Origin of the sequence: Pseudonocardia oceani (genome assembly GCF_019263585.2) — a bacterium.
Taxonomy (GTDB): domain Bacteria; phylum Actinomycetota; class Actinomycetes; order Mycobacteriales; family Pseudonocardiaceae; genus Pseudonocardia; species Pseudonocardia oceani.
This window is the reverse complement of sequence record NZ_JADQDF010000001.1, coordinates 6,287,108-6,304,078: the sequence shown is the minus strand read 5'-3', so window position 1 is coordinate 6,304,078 and position 16,971 is coordinate 6,287,108. Positions and strand designations below refer to the sequence as shown.

The following is a 16,971-nucleotide window of genomic DNA, read 5'->3' as shown; positions in this document are numbered from 1 at the left end:
CGGCCGATGCCGGATCGTCACGTCGAGGCAGCGCGGGACACCGCAGCGCTCGACCACACGGCTTCCGGCTACACGGCATCCGACGGTCGGGCCTCCTCCGACCCGCACGTCCTCGCCCGCGCGCTCGAGGAGCTCCCGCACGGCGTGCTCGTGCACGAGGGCCCCGACCACCGGGTCGTGGGCGCCAACCGCGCCGCCCGCACGTTCCTGGGCGACCGCCCCGGCATCCTCGGCCGCCCGCTGCGCGAGGTCCTCCCCGAGATCGCCGGGCAGGACCTGCTGGGGCGCCTCGACCGCGTCCTGTCCACCGGGGAGCCGTTCGCGGTCCGGGAGTGGCGCATCGAGGTCGACGGCCACGTCGACGGCGACGACCGCCTCGTCGACGTCGACGTCGTCCCGCTGCGCGACGCGCTCGGCGCCGTCAGCGGGGTGGCGATGCAGTTCCGCGACGTCACCGCGGCCGTGCGGCACCGCCGCTCGCTGGAGGCCGACACCGCGGCGCTGCGCGAGCGCTACGCAGCCGCGCAGGACGTCGTACTCACGCTGCAGCGCAGCCTGCTGCCCGACGGGCTGCCGGTGCTGCCCGGTCTGCGGATCGCCGCGCACTACCTCGTCGCCGGCGCCGAGCAGGCCGCGGGCGGCGACTGGTTCGAGGCGGTCGCCCTCGACGGCACCGCGGCCGTCATGGTCGGCGACGTCGTCGGCCGCGGGTCCGTCGCCGCCGCGGTGATGGCGCAGCTGCGGGCGGTGCTCGTCGAGTTCCTCCTCGACGGCGACGACCTCGACACCGTCCTCGCCCGCCTCGACGCCTTCGCCGGCCGCGTACCCGGAGCGCGCGGCGCCACGGTGTGCGTCGCGCTCGTCCGGCCCGACGGGGAGGTCCGCTACGTCTGCGCGGGCCACCCGCCGCCCCTGGCCGTGTCGAGCGACGGCGCGGCGCGCTTCCTGCCCGCGCCCGGCGGCGGCCCGCTCGGGGTGGCGGGCCCGGCCGCGACCGTCGGCACGGCGGTGCTCGCCCCTGGCGACCTGCTGCTGTGCTACTCCGACGGCCTCGTCGAGCGCCCGTCGCAGGACCTCACGGTCGGGCTCACCGAGCTGGCCGAGGTCGCGTCGGCGGCGGTGCGGCGCGGGCCGGCGTCGACGATGTCGGCCGACGCCACCGACCGCGTGGCCGAGCTGACCGTCGAGCGGATGACCCGCCAGGGCTACCACGACGACGTCACGGTGCTGGCGCTGCGACTCACCGGCCGGGTCGTGCCCGACTTCGCCACCGAGATCCCCGCCGAGCCCCGGCGCCTCTCGGTGCTGCGCCGCGACCTGGAGGAGTGGCTCACCGAGCTCGGCGTCGGCGACGCCGACATCGCCTCGATCGAGATCGCGGTGGTCGAGGCGGCCACCAACAGCGTCGAGCACGCCTACCCCGAGGGCGGTGGCTCGGTGCGCGTCGAGGGCCAGCTCGACGGCCAGGGCCGCATCTGCATGACGATCACCGACCGCGGCAGCTGGCGCAACGCCCCGGCCGATCCCGGCCACCGCGGGCGCGGGCTGCTGATGATGCGCGGCTGCATGGACACCGTCGAGATCGACGACAGCGCCGAGGGCACGACGCTGCTGCTCGACCGCCGCCTGCGCCGGGAGCCCGTGGTGAGCCCGGCGACCGTGGCGGGCACGAGCGCGACGCCGCGCCCGTCGACGATGACCGTGACGCTCACGACGACGGCCGAGCCGCGGATCGCCCTGGGCGGCCCGATCGACCTCAGCACCGCCGAGGACCTGCGCCGCGAGCTGTGGTCGGCCAGCCGCGGCGGGGCGCTGCCGCTGGTCGTCGACCTCGGGGCCGTCACGCACCTGGGCAGCGCCGGCATCCACGTGCTCTACGACTTCGTCGAGGACATGACCGCCGACGGCCGCGGGCTGCGGTTCGTCGTGCCGCCGGGGTCGCCCGCCCGGCACGCGATCGTGCTCAGCGACCTCGACCGGATCGTCGCCGTCAGCGAGGTGTGAGCGCGCCGGTCGCGCCTCGGCGGATCGCTCCGGGGGTCGTGCCGATCACGCGGGTGAACGCGCGGCTGAACGCGGCCTCCGAGCGGTAGCCCAGTGCGCCCGCGACCTCGGCGACGCCCGTGTCACCGGCGCGCAGGCGGTCGAGGGCGAGGTGCATCCGCCGCCGCGTGAGGTAGGCCAGCACGGGCTCGCCGACCAGTGCGGTGAACCGGGCCGCGAACGCCGAGCGCGACATCGGGATCTCCGCGGCCAGCGACGCGACCGTCCACGCCCGTGCCGGCTCGCGGTGGATCAGTGTGATCGCCCGGCCGATGCGGGGGTCGGCCAGCGCGCCGAGCCACCCGGTGCGCGCCGCGGGGTCGGTCTCCAGCCAGGAGCGCACGACCTGGATCACCAGGACGTCGGCCAGGCGCGTCAGCACGGCCTCGCCGCCGGGCCGCAACTGCTCCGCCTCGGCGGCGACGAGGCGCAGCGTCGCCTGCATCCACTCGGTGCGCGGCGAGGCGCCGACGTGCAGCAGCGGCGGCAGGAGCCCCACGAGGTCGCGGGCCCCGGGCGTGTCGACCTGCACGGCCGCGCAGATCAGCGTCGTCGGATCGCCGCCGGAGCCGTGGCGCAGCAGGGAGTACCGGTCGTTCGCGAACGCCTGCGGCAGGTCCATCACCGACGGCGCGATGGTGCCGGGCGCGCTGCGCAGGCGGTGGCCGTCGCCGTGCGGCACCAGTGCGACGTCGCCCGCCCGGAGCTGCACCGCCTCGGCGCCGTCGGTCTCCAGGCGGCAACCGCCCGCGGTGACGACGTGCAGCCAGAGGTGACCGGGCAGCGGCGGCACCGTGAGCCCCCACGGCGCCGTCAGCTCGGAGCGGCAGTAGAAGGTGCCGGCGAGGCGCAGGTGGTGCAGCGCCTCGCCGAGGGCGTCGGGCGGCGCGACGGACCAGGGGGTCTCCACGCCGCCAGTGTGGCAGCCCGGACGTCCGGGTGGTCGGGACGATCGAGCAGGAACAGGCGACGGAGGGGCATGGATCGTCCGGTACGGCGGCGCCAGGCTGGACGCGCCACAGGACGACGAGAGGACACACCATGATCACCGCGATGGGCGCGACGGGCCGGGTGGGCCGCCTGATAGTGGCCGCGCTGGAGGGCAACGCGGCCGAGGCGCTGCCGGTCGTGGAGGAGCTGGGCTGCGTGGCCGACCCCCTCGACCCGGACCTCCCGGTGCCGCTGGTCGCCACCCGTTACGTCGCCGTGGCGACGGCCAGCGCCCTGCGCACCCGCGACCGGACCGGGGTCGTCGAGCTGCTGGGGCCGCGCGACCTCACCCAGGTCGAGGTGGCCGCCGTGCTCGGCGCCGCGCTGGGCCGGCCCGACCTGCCGTACGTGCGGCTGCCCGACGAGGAGATGGCGGCCGCGCTGGTGGGCGCGGGGTCGTCACCCGACGCCGCCGCCCGGCACCTGGGCATGACGCGGGCGCTGAACGAGGGGCGGATCGCGGCGCGGCGGACGGCGGAGAACACGACGCCGACCGGGATCGGGGACCTGGTGGGGGAGTGGGTGGCGTGAGCGAGGCGCTGCGGGTCGTCGCCGGGGTGGGGTGCGGGCTCGTCGCCGGGCTGCTGTTCGCCTTCTCCGCCGGGGTGATGACGGCGCTGCGCCGCCTGCCCGCCGGCGACGGTGCCGCGGCGATGCGGTCGGTCAACGCCGCGGTGCTCAACCCGCTGTTCCTGGGCGTGTTCGGCGGGGCGGGCGTCGCTGCGGGGGCGGCGGCCGTCGCATCGGGAGGGGCGGCGCCGGTCGTCGGCGCCGCCGCGGTCTACGTCGTCGGCGTGCTCGGGGTGACGGCGGCGGTGAACGTGCCGCTCAACGACGCGCTGGCCGCCGACCGCGTCCCGTGGGAGCGCTACCTGGTCCGGTGGACGCGGTGGAACCACGTGCGGGCCGGTGCCGCGACCGTGGCGCTCGGGCTGCTGCTGGTGGCGTGATCCCGCCCGCCTGGTGACCGCCGGTCAGTGCTCGCCGGGCAGGTCCAGGACGGCCTTGACGTCGACCACCGGGGTGCCGTCGAGGGCCTCCAGGTCGCGCACGCCGATCCGCGGGCCCTCGATCGAGCGGATCCGGACGCGGTGCAGCCCGATCGGGTTCGGCCGGTCCGGGGAGCGGGTGGAGAACACGCCGGTCGGCGGGCGGGCCGGGTCGTCGCGGGGGCGGGTGGTCTGCACGGTGCGGTCGGCGCGGTCGAGCCAGGTCAGGACGATCGCGTCCCCGCCGACGGCCAGGTCGCGGGCGGCGTCGGCCACGTGGTCGTCGAGGACGATCCAGGCGTCGGGGGAGCCCTCGTGGCCCTGCTTGGGGGCGCTCGCGCGGTCGGTGAGGGGTGACTCGACCCGGCCGATCGGGCGGAGCTCGTAGCGGTCCATCGGGCGAGGGTAGGGCCGGTCAGGGTGCGGCGGTGGCCGCGGCCACGATGTCGGCGGCGCTGCTGTCGCGGGTGCGCAGGCCGCGGTCGTAGTGCTGGGTGGTGGCGATCGAGGCGTGCCCGACGTCGGCCTGCACGTGCTGGATCGGGGCGCCGTTCTCCAGGGCGATGGTCACGTAGGCGTGGCGCAGGGCGTGCGGGTGGACGCGGTCGGCGACGCCGTCGAGCTCCGGCCCCCCGGCCGTGGCGATGCGGCGCAGCAGCTGGGCGAGGTCGACGCGCGAGCAGCGCCCGCCGCCGCGGGTGGCGATCATCGGGGTCGGCGGCCGAGCGTGGCCGCGGCGGGCGGGGACGGCCTCGCCGCCGAGACGGTCGCGCTCGGCGAGGTAGGCGACGAGCGCCTCCCGGACCGGGGCGGTCAGGTAGACCTCGCGGTGCAGCCCGCCCTTGCCGCGCACGCGCAGCACCTCCTCGCCGCCGGTGCGGTAGAGGTCGCCGCGGTCGAGGCCGACGAGCTCGGAGATGCGCAGGCCCAGAGTCAGGAGGGCGACGAACGCGACGGCGCGCAACGAGTACAGCCCGGCGCGCGGGTCGCGGCCGTGGTGCAGCCGGGCGGCGGCGGTGAGCAGGGCGCGGACCTGGGCGGCGGTGAGCCGGACGGTCGGGGAGGCGTCGCGGGCGCTGGTCGACAGGCCCAGGCGCGAGCGGTTGACGGCGGCCGGGTTGGCGGTGATCACGCCGGTCTCGGCGAGGTGCCCGCAGAACGCGGCCACCGTGGACAGCATCCGCTGCCGGGTCCGCCGCTGCGCCCCGGCGGCGTCGAGGGCGTGCAGCCAGGCGGTGACGTCCCGCGTGGTGGCACCGCGGGGGTCGAGCCCGCGGCGGGCGCACCAGCGGAACCAGGCGAGGTCGTGCAGGGGGCCGCGGGCGGCCGGGGGAGGGCGGCGGGTGCTCGTGGTCGCCAGGCTGGGTGCGTCCGGGCCGGGCGGGTCGACCCACGCGACGGGCAGGCCGAGTGCGTACGCGTAGGTGCGTCGGGTGCCGGCGTTGGCGTACTGGCCCAGCCAGCTCATCAGCTGCGCGCGCAGGGCGTCGGGGTCGTCGACGCCGGGCCAGTCGACGGCCGACGCACGGCGGTCCATCGATTCGAGGACGGCGAGGGCGTCGGAGCTCATCCGGCGACGGTACTCCCTGCGAAACAGCCGTTTCGTTGGCGCAGGGTTGAGATCGCGCAACACAAAACAGTTTCTGTAGTTGCGCAACCATGAACTGGTAGGTTCCGTCCATGATCGACGACGCCGCACGCTGCGGGTACAGCCGCTGCCGCACCGAGCTGCCCGCCCCGGGCCCGCAGGGCGGCCGGCGCCGCTCGTTCTGCCGCGACACCCGCTGGGAGGGCGGGCGCACGTGCGCGCAGATGGCCCGCGCCGAGCGCGACGCCCTGGGCGCGCTCGGGCTCGACTCCGGCCGCGCCGCGTTCGGGCTCGACGCCGACCGGCTGCGCGAGCACGTCGAGGCCGTCCGCGGGCCGGTGGGGGAGCTGGCGGTCGCGCTCGACGCGGTGTCGGAGCGGCTCGACGAGGTGCAGCGCGACGCGGTCGCCTCCGTGGAGGCCGCGCACCGGCGGGTCGCCGAGGCCGAGGCCCGGCGGGTGGCGGCGGAGGAGGCGCGCGACGAGGCGGTCGCGCGGGCGCGGCGCAGCGCGGAGGCGGCGGAGCGGGCGGGCCGGGAGCGGGCGGAGGCGGGGGAGCGGGCGGCCGCGGCGGCGAGGCAGGCGCTGGAGGCGACCGAGGCGCTGGGCGCCGCGCGTCAGCAGGCCGAGGAGGCGGTGGCCGGGCGGGCCGCGCTCGAGGAGCGGGCGGTCGAGCGGGTGCGGCGGGCCGAGGTGGCCGCGCGGGACGCCCTCGACCGGGCCGAGGAGCAGGCCCGCGAGCGCGTCGAGCGTGCGGAGGCCCGCGCCGGGCAGGCCGCGGAGGCGGCGCGGCTCGCCGGGGAGCGGACCGGGGACGCCGAACGCGCCGCCGCAGCCGTCGCCGTCACCGCGGAGCGGGCCCTGGCCGAGCGCGACGCCGAGCGCGCCCGCGCCGCCGAGCTGCGCGCGCAGGTCGAGGCCGTGAGCGCCGAGCGCGACGAGTCCCGGCGCGCCGCCGCGGCCGCCGACACCGAGCGCGCGGGTGCGCGGGAGCAGGCGGAGCGCCGCGTCGCCGACGACCTCGCCGCCGCCCGGCGGGACGCCGCCGACGCCCGCCGCGAGGCGGCCGAGGCCCTGGCCGCCGCCCGCACCGCCGACGCCCTGCGCGCCCGCGCGGAGGCCGAGGTGGAACGGCTGCACGCGACGCTGTCCACGCGGAGCTGAGGATCAGTCGGCCAGGCGGATCGCCAGCTCGGTCTCCCACTGCTCCAGGTCGGGCTGTTCGCGTGGGTCGGTGAGGAAGTGCTCGGTGCGGGCGTTCCAGTGCTCGACGCCGCCGTCGACCGTCCGGTCCCAGCTCAGTCCCTGCGCGTCGCCCCAGGCCAGCGTGCGCTCGGTGCCCTCGATCAGCCCGTCGGGGTGGCCGCGGTGCAGCAGCACGACGTAGCGACCGGCCGGGAGCGCGCCCGCCTCGACCTCGTCGTCGACGAGTCCGACGTCGTCGGTCGGCACGCACGCCTCCACCTCCAGCGCCACGGTGCCGTCGGCGGCGGTCGTGTCGATCTCGAGGTAGCGCAGGAACGGCGCGCCGGTGATCTCGCCGCCGCGCGAGAGCAGGTGCCCGATGACCACCGGGATGCGGTCGGCGACCTCGTTCATGGTGGTCGGGGTGCAGCGGCGGGTGATGCCGAGGTAGGGGCGATCGGGCTGCTCGACGATGCGGGGTTCCACGGTTCTCCTCCGGTGGTCGGGTCGTCGGGAGACGGCGATCAGGACGGTGGGGTCGGTGCCCCGGTTGTGCAGGGAGCGCAGGGCGAGGTGGTCCAGGCACACGATGGCACCGGTCGGGAAGCTGCGGACACCGCCGGCCCGGCACTCGAGGTCGAGGTGCCCCTGCTCGACGACGACGAGCTCGTCGCGCCACTCGTCGCCGTCGTAGGGGCGGGAGTCACCGGGGTCGACGACCACGGTGCGCCGCCGGAACGCCGCGGGCAGCGGCCCGCGCAGGAAGGGCAGGTCCACGGTCAGAGCCGCGCGGGCAGGCCCAGCGAGGCGAACACCTCGGGCCCGAACGTGGTGACCTCGGTGACGAGACCGTCCTCGATGCGCAGGACGTCGAGGGCGCAGGCGTCGAAGTGCGGGCCGGGCACGACGTGGACGTCGTCGAGCTCGATCTCCCGGGTCGGGCGCAGGTAGGCCGCGAGCGCGAGCTGCCGGTTGACCTCGACCGGTACGCACCGCCACTCGCCCCACGCCTGCGGGCCCTCGAAGACCTCGGCCCAGAGGGCGCGGATGTCGTCGCGGCCCTCGGTGACGACCGGCGCCGGCGGCATCGTCTGCCGCGCGTGCTCGGCGAGCATCGCCGCCAGCGCGTCGAGGTCGCTGCGCTCGTTGGCGTCCTTCCAGCGCTGGAGCAGGGCGCGTTCGCCCTCGGTCGGAGCGGGCCACTCCGCCCGGCGCTCGGGCAGGTGCTCGCGCATCGTGGCCCGGGCGCGCTGCAGCGCGCTGTTGGCCGCGGCCACCGACACGTCGAGCACGCGCGCGGTCTCGGCGGCCCGCCAGCCCAGGACGTCGCGCAGCAGGAGCACGGCCCGCTGGCGCGGCGGCAGGTGCTGGAGGGCGGCCAGGAACGCCAGCTCGATCGTCTCCCGCGCGACGGTGACGGCGTCGGGCCCGTCCTGGGGGTCGGGGAACTCCAGCAGGGCGTCGGGGTAGGGCTGCAGCCACGCGACCTCCGACGTGCCCCCCGCCCCGCCCGCCCGCCGCTTCCCGATCATGTCGAGGCAGGTGGTGGTGGCGATGCGGTAGAGCCAGGCGCGGCGGTGGCCCCCGTCGTCCTCGTCGCGCGCGGTGGCCCGCGACCGCCAGGCGCGCAGGAACGTCTCCTGCACCGCGTCCTGCGACTCGTCGAACGACCCCAGCATCCGGTAGCAGTGCACCTGCAGCTCCCGGCGGTGGCGTTCGACGAGCGCGGTGTACTGCCCCTCGTCGTCCATGACTGCTACGACGTGCGGGGGAGCGGAAAGTCATCGGTCGGGCCGTCCCGGTGACCGTGGACGCGGCCGCGATCGGCGGGAGGGTGACGTCACGGTCGTGCGGAGGGCCGTAGCGGTGCGGTCCCGGTGATCACCGCGCCCGTGATCGCTGCGCGCCGCACGTCAGCGCTGCCCGCACGACCGTGAGGTGCGGTGGGCAGCGATCACACCAGCGGACTCGCCGCCAGCACCCGCACCGCCTCCGCCACGGCCGCCCTCCGGGCCACGCGGACGGCGGTCTCGATCGGCCGCAGCGCCTCCCGCCGGGCCTCGGCGGCCGAGGCGGACAGGGCGCCGCCGGGCTCGTCGACCTGCGCGGCGGAGAGGATCGCCTCCACCTCGTCGGCGTGCTGCAGCACCCGCAGGGCCTGGCCGGGCATGCCGACCGGCCACAGGGTCTCGGGGCGGGCGCGCAGGGCGGCGGCGATCTCCTCGCGCACACCGGGGCGGTGGCGGGCCACGCCGAGCGAGGTGAGCACTGAGGCCGACTGCCGGACCTGCTCGCGCAGGTCGCGCTCGGCCTGGTTGAGGGCCACGTACTCGACGGGCGGGCCGGGCTCGGGCACCGGGTAGACGGTCCAGCGCAGCACGTTCTCGGCGACGGTCGTGGGCACGACGCCCAGCCCGGCGTCGGCGAACAGCACGCCCTCGCCCGCGGCGGTGGCCTCGCGGCTGAACACGCCGGGGCCGGGCAGGCCGCGGACGTCGCCCGGGGCGGGCAGCACGAGCCGGGCCGGGCCGCGGGGAGAGGTGCGGCGCAGGGTGGCGAGCAGGAACGCGAGCGACGACACGGGACGGCCGGGCGGGGGCAGCGCGGTGGCCGCGGCGGTGGCCTCGTCGGCGGCCTGCACGTCGTGGGCGAGCGCCCACGGCCCGAGCGCGTCGAGGACGTCGTCGGGTGCCGCGGCGCCGGCCAACCAGGCCGACGTCCACACGGTGAAGGTCGCGGAAGGACTGGGCACGGGGCCAGGCTAGCGAGCCACCCGGTCGTGCCGCACGCCCGCCGCACGGGTGACCGTCACCACGTTCGGTCACTGCAGGTCACCGGACGGGCGCGTGTCGGAACGTCCGCGCGTCGGGCCGCGCCGGTACAACTGGCGGCCATGACGCGAAGCCATGACTACCGCGGCGCGTTCGGCTCCGACGGCACGCGCACCATCGTCCGGCGCGCGGTCCCCGACGTCCCCGCCGAGCCGGGGCTCGTCGTCGAGACCGAGCCGACAGGTGGGGGCGCCGGGTTCTGCGGCGCCGTGGTCGGCGTCAACGTCCGCGAGGTGACGCTGGAGGACCGCCACGGCAGGCGTCGGGTGTTCCCGCTGCGGCCCGCCGCGTTCCTCGTCGAGGGCGTGACGTCGACGCTCGTCGTGCCGAGGGCCGCCCCGGCGGCGCCGCGGCGCTCCGCGTCGGGCTCGGTCGCGGTCACGAACCACCGCGCGCGGACCGCGCGGGCGGCGCGCATCTGGGTGGAGGGCATCCACGACGCGGCGCTCGTCGAGACCGTCTGGGGGCACGACCTGCGCGTCGAGGGGGTGGTCGTCGAGCCGATGCACGGCATGGACGACCTCGCCGCGGCCGTCGCCGACTTCTCCCCGGGCCCTCAGCGGCGTCTGGGCATCCTGGTCGACCACCTCGTCACCGGCTCGAAGGAGACCCGCGCGGCGCACTCCGTCGCCGGCCCGCACGTGCTCGTCACCGGCCACCCCTACGTCGACGTGTGGGAGGCCGTCAAGCCCTCGGTCGTCGGCATCCGGGCGTGGCCGACGATCCCGCGCGGGACCGACTGGAAGACCGGCGTGTGCGACGCCCTGCGCTGGGGCGAGCCGGCCGACGGCGCCCGCCGCGTGCTGGGTGCGGTGAAGGACTTCCGCGACCTGGAGACCCCGCTCATCGGGGCCGTGGAGGAGCTCATCGATTTCGTGACGGGCTGATCACGGATCATCAACGCACGGCCGGTTCTGGCAGGATGAAGGGCATGACCCCGGCCCTGATCTGGCTCGTCGTGGGCCTTGCGCTGATCGCGGCCGAGGTGTTGTCCGGGGAGTTCGTGCTCCTGATGCTGGGCGGCGGAGCACTGGCCGCGGCCGGCGTGACGTTCCTGGTCGGCGGCCCGGTCGCGGGCATCGTCGCGTTCGTGGTCGTGGCCCCGCTGCTGGTCTTCGCGGTGCGCCCGGCCCTGCGGCGCCGGCTGGAGCACCAGATCGAGGACGGGCGGATGCACCACCGCGCGCTCGAGGGCCGGGAGGCGGTCGTCGTCGCCCGGGTCGACGGTAACGGCGGCCGCGTCAAGATCGGCGGCGAGGTGTGGTCGGCACGGCCGGTGCACGAGGACGACGTGATCGACGAGGGCCGCTCCGTGCTGGTCGTCGAGATCACCGGCGCCACCGCAGTGGTGGTGGCGCGCGACTAATCCGCCCCCTGCCGGGGCGATGAGAGGGCGGACATGGATCCCCTGTTGATCGTCGGGCTGCTGTTCCTGGCACTCGTCGTCGTTTCAGTCATCAAGGCGGTGCAGATCATCCCGCAGGCCACGGCCGCGGTCATCGAGCGCCTCGGGCGTTTCAAGGGCACGGCCGACCCCGGCCTCGTGTTCCTGGTGCCCTTCGTCGACAAGGTGCGCGAGCGCATCGACCTGCGTGAGCAGGTCGTCTCGTTCCCGCCCCAGCCCGTGATCACCCAGGACAACCTGACGGTCAACATCGACACCGTCGTGTACTACACCGTCACCGACCCCAAGGCCGCGCTCTACGAGATCTCCGACTACATCCTCGGCGTCGAGCAGATCACGACCACCACGCTGCGCAACGTCGTCGGTGGCATGAGCCTCGAGGGCACGCTGACCTCGCGCGACGAGATCAACACCGTGCTGCGCGGCGAGCTCGACGACGCCACCGGCCGCTGGGGCATCCGTGTCGGCCGCGTCGAGATCAAGGCGATCGACCCGCCCGCGTCCATCCAGGAGTCGATGGAGCGGCAGATGAAGGCCGACCGCGAGAAGCGGGCGATGATCCTCACGGCCGAGGGCCAGCGGGAGTCGGCGATCCGCAGCGCGGAGGGCCAGAAGCAGAGCCAGATCCTCATGGCCGAGGGCGCCAAGCAGGCCGCGATCATGGAGGCCGAGGCGGAGCGCCAGTCGGCGATCCTGCGCGCGCAGGGTGAGCGGGCCGCCAAGTACCTGGAGGCCCAGGGCGAGGCGGCGGCGATCGAGAAGGTGTTCGCCGCGATCAAGGCCGGGCGCCCGACCCCGGAGCTGCTCGCCTACAAGTACCTGGAGACGCTGCCGGAGATGGCGCAGGGCGGGGCCAACAAGGTCTGGATGGTGCCCACCGACTTCGGCAAGGCCCTGGAGGGCTTCACCCGGATGCTGGGCGCGCCCGGTGAGGACGGCGTCTTCCGGTTCACCCCGTCGGAGGTCGAGGACACCGCGCGGGCGGGGCGTCCCCAGGACGACGAGGAGTCGATGAAGCACTGGTTCGACACCTCCACCAACCCCGAGATCGCCAAGGTCGTCGCCGACGCGGAGGCCGAGGCGCGGCGCGAGGTGCCCGCGCTGGGCTCGGTGTCGCCCGTGGTACCGACGCCCGCGCCGCGGCCGGCCGAGCAGCAGGAGATCCCGCCGCACCTGCCCCCGCCCGCTCAGATCCCCCCGTCGGCGCCGACCAACGGCGGCTCGCACAGCGGCTCCTCCGGCGGCGGCTCGCACAGCGGGGAGGAGCACGAGAGCTCGGTGCCCACGCCGCCCCGCGGCATCCCGCAGACGGAGAAGCCGGGCTACCCCTCGCCGCCGCCGGCGTGAGGGACCGCCCTACGCCAGGCTGAACCCGAACGGCAGCTCGAGGCGGTGGCGGGAGAGCAGGTCGGGATCGGCGAGCAGCTCGCGGGTGGGCCCGTCGGCCACGACCTCGCCGTCGTCGAGGACCACGCTGCGCGGGCACAGCTGCAGGGCGTAGGGCAGGTCGTGGGTGACCATCAGCATCGTGACGTCGAGGTCGAGCAGCACCTCGGCCAGCTCGCGGCGGGCCGTCGGGTCCAGGTTGGACGACGGCTCGTCGAGCACGAGGATCTCGGGCTCGCAGGCCAGCACGGTGGCCAGTGCGACCCGGCGGCGCTGCCCGCCCGAGAGGTGCAGCGGGGAGCGGTCGGCGTGCTCGGCCATCCCGACGCGCTCCAGCGCGGTGCGCACCCGGGCGGCCAGCGCGGCACCGGTGACGCCGAAGTTGGCCGGGCCGAATGCGACGTCCTCGGCGACCGTCGGCATGAACAGCTGGTCGTCGGGGTCCTGGAAGACGATGCCCACGCGGCGGCGCACCTCGCGCAGGTTCTCCTTGACGACGGGCAGCCCGCCCACGGCGACGGCGCCGTGCCCGGCGGTGAGGATGCCGTTGAGGTGCAGCACGAGCGTGGTCTTGCCGGCGCCGTTGGGCCCGAGCAGCGCGACCCGCTCGCCGCGCTCGATGCGCAGGTCGACGCCGTGCAGGGCCTGGTGGCCGTCGGGGTAGGCGAAGGCGAGCGCGGACACGGCCAGCGAGGTCGTCACGTCGGGGTTCGTCACGGCGGGGGTCGTCACGCCGTCAGCAGCCCGGTGGTGGCCAGCGCGGCGGCGACGACGACGGGGGACAGGCCCAGCAGCCAGTGCCGCCGGGTCGTCACGGCGTCGGTGAGGCGGGGCATCTCGCCCGCCCAGCCGCGCGAGAGCATCGCCAGGTGCACGCGCTCGCCGCGCTCGTAGGAGCGGATGAACAGGGCGCCGACCCCGCGCGCGGTCGCGCCGGCCTGCCACAGGAAGCGGGGGTCGTGTCCGCGGGAGATGCGGGCCAGGCGCATACGGCGGGCCTCCCCGGCGATGACGTCGACGTAGCGGAGCATGAGGGTCGCGATCGTGACGACCAGCGACGGCGCGCGCAACCGCTGGAGCCCGAGCAGCAGGTCGCGCAGCGGCGTGGTGGCGGCGAGCGTCAGCGACGTCAGCACGCCCAGCGTGCCCTTGACGACGATGTTCCACGCCCCGAGCAGCCCCGGCTCCGACAGCGTGAGCCCGAGGACCTCGACGAACGGGCCCGCCTCGGTGAACGGCAGCAGCACGGCGAGCACCAGGAACGGCGCCTCGATCAGCGAGCGCGCGGCGATCCAGCCCGCCGGGATGCGCGCGACGGCCCACACGACGGCCAGCAGCACCAGGTACCCGCCGAACACCGCGAACGCCTCGCGCGGGGTGATCACCACGCACACGACGCCCAGGAACGCCGCGACGATCTTGACCTCCGCCGGCAGCCGGTGCACCGGCGACGTGCGGGCCAGGTACAGCGGGTGGGAGTGCCCGGCCCCCACTAGTGGGGACTGCGCTTGCGCAGCAGCCAGAACAGCCCGCCCGCGACGGCCAGCGTGACGATCACGCCGATGATCCCGGCCAGGCCGACGGTGCCCTCGCCGCCGCCGACGGCGTAGTCGGCCAGCGGGCTGTCCGAGAGCTGGTGCTCGTCGGCGTTCTGCGCGATGCAGGTGCCCGCGACCGGCTCGCCGGCCTGGTCGAGGGTGCAGCCCGAGAGCGTGACGCTGTCGAGGCCGTCGGGGTCGGAGCTGGCGAAGTACGACAGCCCGCCCGCGACGAGCAGCGCGACGACGAGGAAGCCCACGTAGAAGCGGGCCGCGCTGCGCGACGGGGCGGTCACGACGGGGTCCCCTCGGCGGTGCGGGTGTCCGGGGTGCGGACGCGCACGGCCGGCGCCGGGCGCGAGGTCCGAAGCAGGTGCACGAGGTCGGGCCGGACCGCCGCGACGGCTCCCACGGTGGCCGCGGTGATCACGCCCTCGCCGATCCCGATCAGCACGTGCAGGCCGCTCATCAGGGCGAACACGGCGCCCAGCGAGGCGCCCCCCGCGCCGCCGATGGCGTACTCGAGCACGAAGGCCAGCGAGGCGACGACGGTGTTGACCAGCGCCGCGACGAAGGACGCGGCCACGAGTCCGCCGCGGCCCCGGACGGCGAAGCGGCGCAGCGCGACCGCGACGCCGTAGCCGACGAACACGCCGACCAGGGCCATGTTGGTGATGTTGGTGCCGAGCGCGGTGAGGCCGCCGTCGGCGAACAGGACCGCCTGCACGACCAGCACGATCGCGATGCACATCGACCCGACCCACGGCCCGACCAGGATCGCGACCAGCGCGCCGCCGAGCAGGTGGCCCGAGGCGCCGGGCAGGATCGGGAAGTTGATCATCTGGACGGCGAAGACGAACGCCGTGACCAGGCCCGCCATCGGCGCGGTGCGGTCGTCGAGGTCGCGCCGGGCGCGGGTGGCGGCGACGGCCAGGCCGATCGCGGCGACGACCCCGAACAGCAGGGCCGTCGGCGGACTGACGAGCCCGTCGCTCATGTGCATGGCGAGAACCATCCGGCCACACTAAGCGCGAGCTGTGCGCAGCCGCAAAAGGTGTGCGACTAATGGTCAGGACGGGTACGCGACGTGGAACGACCCGATGAGCGTGAGGGTGTTGCCGTCGGGGTCGGTGAGGGCCGAGAGCGTGACGCCGTTGCTCACCTCCTGGATCTCCCCGGGCTGCAGGCCGGCGGCGCGCAGGCCCTCGACGTGGGCCGGGAGGTCGTCGACGGCCAGGTTGAGCAGGCCGCGCCCGGCGCGCTCGGCGTCGACCCAGACCTGCACCCAGCCGCCCTCGGTGAGGCGCCACTCCGCGAGCGGCGGCATGGGGGTGTTGTCGGGCGCGCGGCCGAACAGCCGCTCGTACCAGGCGCGGGAGACCGCGATGTCGGAGACCGGCAGGACGGACAGGACGTGGTCGATGCTCATGCCGGTTCCGACCGGCCGGGCCCCGGGAACTCATCTGTCGGGCGTCAGCCCCCGAAGGCGATGCCCACGTACTTGGTCTCCAGGAACTCGTCGATGCCCACGCTGCCGCCCTCGCGGCCCAGGCCCGACTCCTTGATCCCGCCGAACGGGGCCGCCGGGTTGGACACGAGGCCGGTGTTGAGGCCGATCATGCCCGCCTCGAGCCGCTCGCTGACCCGCAGCGCGCGCGTCAGGTTCTCCGTGAACAGGTAGCTGACCAGCCCGAACTCGGTGTCGTTGGCCGCCGCGACGGCCTCGTCCTCTTCATCGAACACGGTGATCGCCGCGACCGGGCCGAAGATCTCCTCGTGGCTCAGACGGGCCTCCAGCGGCACGCCGGTGAGCACCGTCGGCGGGTAGAAGTGGCCCGGCCCGTCGCCCGGCTCGGCCCCGATCTTCACCGACGCCCCCTTGTCGAGGGCGTCCTGCACGAGCGTGACGACCTTCTCGCGGCTCTTCGCGTTCACCAGCGGGCCCACCTGCACGCCCTCCTCGGTGCCGCGCCCGACGACGAGGGCCTCCATCCGCGCGGCGAGCTTGTCGGCGAAGGCGTCGGCGACGGAGCGGTGCACCAGGAAGCGGTTGGCCGCGGTGCAGGCCTCGCCCATGTTGCGCATCTTGGCGGCCATCGCGCCCTCGACGGCCTTGTCCAGGTCGGCGTCGTCGAACACGATCAGCGGGGCGTTGCCGCCGAGCTCCATCGACGTGCGCAGCACCTTGTCCGAGGCCTGCTCCAGCAGCTTCTTGCCCACCGCCGTCGACCCGGTGAACGACAGCTTGCGCGCGCGCCCGTCGCGGATCAGCGGCTCCATGACGGCGCCGGCGTTCGAGGTGGTGACGACGTTGAGCACTCCGTCGGGCAGGCCGGCCTCGACCAGGATCGCGGCGAGGGCGTGCATCGACAGCGGCGTCAGCTCCGAGGGCTTGATCACCATCGCGCAACCGGCCGCGATCGCCGGGCCGATCTTGCGGGTGCCCATCGCCATCGGGAAGTTCCAGGGCGTGATGAGCAGGCAGACGCCGACCGGCTGCTTCATGACCATGAACCGGCTGGTGCCCGCGGGGGCGATCGCGTAGCCGCCGTCGATGCGCACGGCCTCCTCGGAGAACCAGCGGAAGAACTCCGCGGCGTAGGTGATCTCGCCCTTGGACTCCGCCAGCGGCTTGCCCATCTCCATGGTCATCAGCAGCGCGAGGTCGTCGATGCGCTCCATGAGCAGCTCGTAGGCGCGGCGCAGGATCTCCCCGCGCGCCCGCGGAGCCATCGCGGCGAACGACGACTGGGCCGCGGCCGCCGCGGCGAGGGCCTCCATGCCGTCCTCGGGACCGGCGTCGGCGACCTCGACCAGCGTCGTGCCGGTGGCCGGGTCGTCGACGGCGAGGGTGGCGCCGGAGGCGGCCGGACGCCAGGACCCGCCGATGAACAGTCCGGTGGGGACGGCGTCGAGGACCCGGGCTTCGTCGGTCGGATTCGTCATGGCCGCGATGCTGCCACCCGGGTCCGGGGGACGCAGCCCCCGGTTCCGGGTGCCGTCCGCCGGACCGATGG

At 75.5% G+C, this 16,971-nt stretch carries 19 protein-coding genes; 7 read left to right on the top strand and 12 right to left on the bottom strand.

Annotation, left to right across the window (positions count from 1 at the left end; genetic code table 11):
• Positions 1–6 precede the first annotated feature (6 nt).
• Positions 7–2,004, top strand: coding sequence for a SpoIIE family protein phosphatase (locus tag I4I82_RS31610; protein WP_218591143.1), 1,998 nt, complete (start codon positions 7–9; stop codon positions 2,002–2,004).
• Here I4I82_RS31610 and I4I82_RS31605 read toward each other — a convergent pair.
• Positions 1,991–2,953: an AraC family transcriptional regulator gene (locus I4I82_RS31605; RefSeq protein ID WP_218591144.1), complete on the bottom strand. Its 963-nt coding sequence runs from the start codon at positions 2,951–2,953 to the stop codon at positions 1,991–1,993. The two genes, I4I82_RS31610 and I4I82_RS31605, sit on opposite strands and share 14 nt — an antisense overlap.
• Positions 2,954–3,084: 131 nt before the next feature.
• On the opposite strand from I4I82_RS31605, the gene I4I82_RS31600 reads away from it, so the two are divergent.
• A complete protein-coding gene (locus I4I82_RS31600; RefSeq protein WP_218596337.1) occupies positions 3,085–3,564 on the top strand; it encodes a Rossmann-fold NAD(P)-binding domain-containing protein in 480 nt (159 codons plus the stop codon).
• Positions 3,561–3,983, top strand: coding sequence for an anthrone oxygenase family protein (locus I4I82_RS31595; protein WP_226370361.1), 423 nt, complete (start codon positions 3,561–3,563; stop codon positions 3,981–3,983). Before I4I82_RS31600 ends, I4I82_RS31595 begins: the two co-directional genes overlap by 4 nt.
• Positions 3,984–4,007: 24 nt before the next feature.
• On the opposite strand, the gene tsaA is transcribed toward I4I82_RS31595, so the two are convergent.
• Both tsaA and I4I82_RS31585 read right to left on the bottom strand, forming a co-directional pair.
• Positions 4,008–4,418 (bottom strand): tRNA (N6-threonylcarbamoyladenosine(37)-N6)-methyltransferase TrmO, encoded by a 411-nt coding sequence (tsaA, locus tag I4I82_RS31590; protein ID WP_218596336.1) that lies wholly within the window; start codon positions 4,416–4,418, stop codon positions 4,008–4,010.
• Positions 4,419–4,437: 19 nt separating this feature from the next.
• The gene (locus I4I82_RS31585) at positions 4,438–5,592 is read right to left on the bottom strand and encodes a tyrosine-type recombinase/integrase (protein ID WP_225920736.1); all 1,155 of its coding nucleotides are present in this window, start codon (positions 5,590–5,592) and stop codon (positions 4,438–4,440) included.
• A gap of 110 nt (positions 5,593–5,702) precedes the next feature.
• On the opposite strand from I4I82_RS31585, the gene I4I82_RS31580 reads away from it, so the two are divergent.
• Positions 5,703–6,773: a coiled-coil domain-containing protein gene (locus tag I4I82_RS31580; protein WP_218596335.1), complete on the top strand. Its 1,071-nt coding sequence runs from the start codon at positions 5,703–5,705 to the stop codon at positions 6,771–6,773.
• A 3-nt stretch (positions 6,774–6,776) separates the two neighbouring features.
• Here I4I82_RS31580 and I4I82_RS31575 read toward each other — a convergent pair whose 3' ends face one another.
• The 3 genes from I4I82_RS31575 to I4I82_RS31565 form a co-directional block, all read right to left on the bottom strand.
• Positions 6,777–7,571, bottom strand: a complete 795-nt coding sequence (locus I4I82_RS31575) for a GyrI-like domain-containing protein (RefSeq protein ID WP_218594838.1) — start codon at positions 7,569–7,571, stop codon at positions 6,777–6,779.
• 2 nt (positions 7,572–7,573) lie between these two features.
• The gene (locus I4I82_RS31570; RefSeq protein WP_218596334.1) at positions 7,574–8,545 is read right to left on the bottom strand and encodes an RNA polymerase subunit sigma-70; all 972 of its coding nucleotides are present in this window, start codon (positions 8,543–8,545) and stop codon (positions 7,574–7,576) included.
• A 203-nt stretch (positions 8,546–8,748) separates the two neighbouring features.
• Positions 8,749–9,546, bottom strand: a complete 798-nt coding sequence (locus I4I82_RS31565) for an Rv1486c family protein (RefSeq protein ID WP_218596333.1) — start codon at positions 9,544–9,546, stop codon at positions 8,749–8,751.
• Between the two features lie 141 nt (positions 9,547–9,687).
• Between I4I82_RS31565 and I4I82_RS31560 the strand changes: the two genes are divergently transcribed.
• From I4I82_RS31560 to I4I82_RS31550, 3 genes are read left to right on the top strand one after another with little or no spacing between them, the layout of a single operon-like run.
• Positions 9,688–10,512: a DUF3097 family protein gene (locus tag I4I82_RS31560; protein ID WP_218594707.1), complete on the top strand. Its 825-nt coding sequence runs from the start codon at positions 9,688–9,690 to the stop codon at positions 10,510–10,512.
• A 44-nt stretch (positions 10,513–10,556) separates the two neighbouring features.
• Positions 10,557–10,991, top strand: coding sequence for an NfeD family protein (locus I4I82_RS31555; RefSeq protein ID WP_218594708.1), 435 nt, complete (start codon positions 10,557–10,559; stop codon positions 10,989–10,991).
• Positions 10,992–11,024: 33 nt separating this feature from the next.
• Positions 11,025–12,377: an SPFH domain-containing protein gene (locus I4I82_RS31550; RefSeq protein WP_218596332.1), complete on the top strand. Its 1,353-nt coding sequence runs from the start codon at positions 11,025–11,027 to the stop codon at positions 12,375–12,377.
• A 9-nt stretch (positions 12,378–12,386) separates the two neighbouring features.
• Here I4I82_RS31550 and I4I82_RS31545 read toward each other — a convergent pair whose 3' ends face one another.
• From I4I82_RS31545 to I4I82_RS31520, 6 genes are read right to left on the bottom strand one after another with little or no spacing between them, the layout of a single operon-like run.
• Entirely contained in the window at positions 12,387–13,148 is a 762-nt protein-coding gene (locus tag I4I82_RS31545; RefSeq protein ID WP_226370360.1) for an energy-coupling factor ABC transporter ATP-binding protein, read from the bottom strand.
• Complete coding sequence (gene cbiQ / locus I4I82_RS31540) at positions 13,145–13,909, bottom strand: cobalt ECF transporter T component CbiQ (RefSeq protein ID WP_218593360.1); 765 nt, start codon at positions 13,907–13,909, stop codon at positions 13,145–13,147. The genes I4I82_RS31545 and cbiQ overlap by 4 nt, the downstream gene beginning before the upstream one ends.
• Positions 13,909–14,250 carry a PDGLE domain-containing protein gene (locus I4I82_RS31535; protein ID WP_218593361.1) on the bottom strand — a complete coding sequence of 114 codons (342 nt, stop codon included), beginning with the start codon at positions 14,248–14,250 and terminating at the stop codon, positions 13,909–13,911. The genes cbiQ and I4I82_RS31535 overlap by 1 nt, the downstream gene beginning before the upstream one ends.
• Entirely contained in the window at positions 14,247–14,969 is a 723-nt protein-coding gene (locus I4I82_RS31530) for an energy-coupling factor ABC transporter permease (protein ID WP_218593362.1), read from the bottom strand. The genes I4I82_RS31535 and I4I82_RS31530 overlap by 4 nt, the downstream gene beginning before the upstream one ends.
• Positions 14,970–15,023: 54 nt before the next feature.
• Positions 15,024–15,383 carry a VOC family protein gene (locus I4I82_RS31525; protein WP_218593363.1) on the bottom strand — a complete coding sequence of 120 codons (360 nt, stop codon included), beginning with the start codon at positions 15,381–15,383 and terminating at the stop codon, positions 15,024–15,026.
• 44 nt (positions 15,384–15,427) lie between these two features.
• Entirely contained in the window at positions 15,428–16,900 is a 1,473-nt protein-coding gene (locus I4I82_RS31520; RefSeq protein WP_218593364.1) for an NAD-dependent succinate-semialdehyde dehydrogenase, read from the bottom strand.
• Positions 16,901–16,971 lie beyond the last annotated feature (71 nt).

What these genes read in the sequence shown, in the direction of transcription:
- I4I82_RS31520 (WP_218593364.1), bottom strand. Translation starts at nt 16,900, where the DNA reads ATGACGAATCCGACCGACGAAGCCCGGGTCCTCGACGCCGTCCCCACC.
- I4I82_RS31600 (WP_218596337.1), top strand. Translation starts at nt 3,085, where the DNA reads ATGATCACCGCGATGGGCGCGACGGGCCGGGTGGGCCGCCTGATAGTG.
- I4I82_RS31525 (WP_218593363.1), bottom strand. Translation starts at nt 15,383, where the DNA reads ATGAGCATCGACCACGTCCTGTCCGTCCTGCCGGTCTCCGACATCGCG.
- I4I82_RS31530 (WP_218593362.1), bottom strand. Translation starts at nt 14,969, where the DNA reads ATGGTTCTCGCCATGCACATGAGCGACGGGCTCGTCAGTCCGCCGACG.
- I4I82_RS31580 (WP_218596335.1), top strand. Translation starts at nt 5,703, where the DNA reads ATGATCGACGACGCCGCACGCTGCGGGTACAGCCGCTGCCGCACCGAG.
- I4I82_RS31585 (WP_225920736.1), bottom strand. Translation starts at nt 5,592, where the DNA reads ATGAGCTCCGACGCCCTCGCCGTCCTCGAATCGATGGACCGCCGTGCG.
- I4I82_RS31550 (WP_218596332.1), top strand. Translation starts at nt 11,025, where the DNA reads ATGGATCCCCTGTTGATCGTCGGGCTGCTGTTCCTGGCACTCGTCGTC.
- I4I82_RS31610 (WP_218591143.1), top strand. Translation starts at nt 7, where the DNA reads ATGCCGGATCGTCACGTCGAGGCAGCGCGGGACACCGCAGCGCTCGAC.
- I4I82_RS31560 (WP_218594707.1), top strand. Translation starts at nt 9,688, where the DNA reads ATGACGCGAAGCCATGACTACCGCGGCGCGTTCGGCTCCGACGGCACG.
- I4I82_RS31570 (WP_218596334.1), bottom strand. Translation starts at nt 8,545, where the DNA reads ATGGACGACGAGGGGCAGTACACCGCGCTCGTCGAACGCCACCGCCGG.
- tsaA (WP_218596336.1), bottom strand. Translation starts at nt 4,418, where the DNA reads ATGGACCGCTACGAGCTCCGCCCGATCGGCCGGGTCGAGTCACCCCTC.
- I4I82_RS31555 (WP_218594708.1), top strand. Translation starts at nt 10,557, where the DNA reads ATGACCCCGGCCCTGATCTGGCTCGTCGTGGGCCTTGCGCTGATCGCG.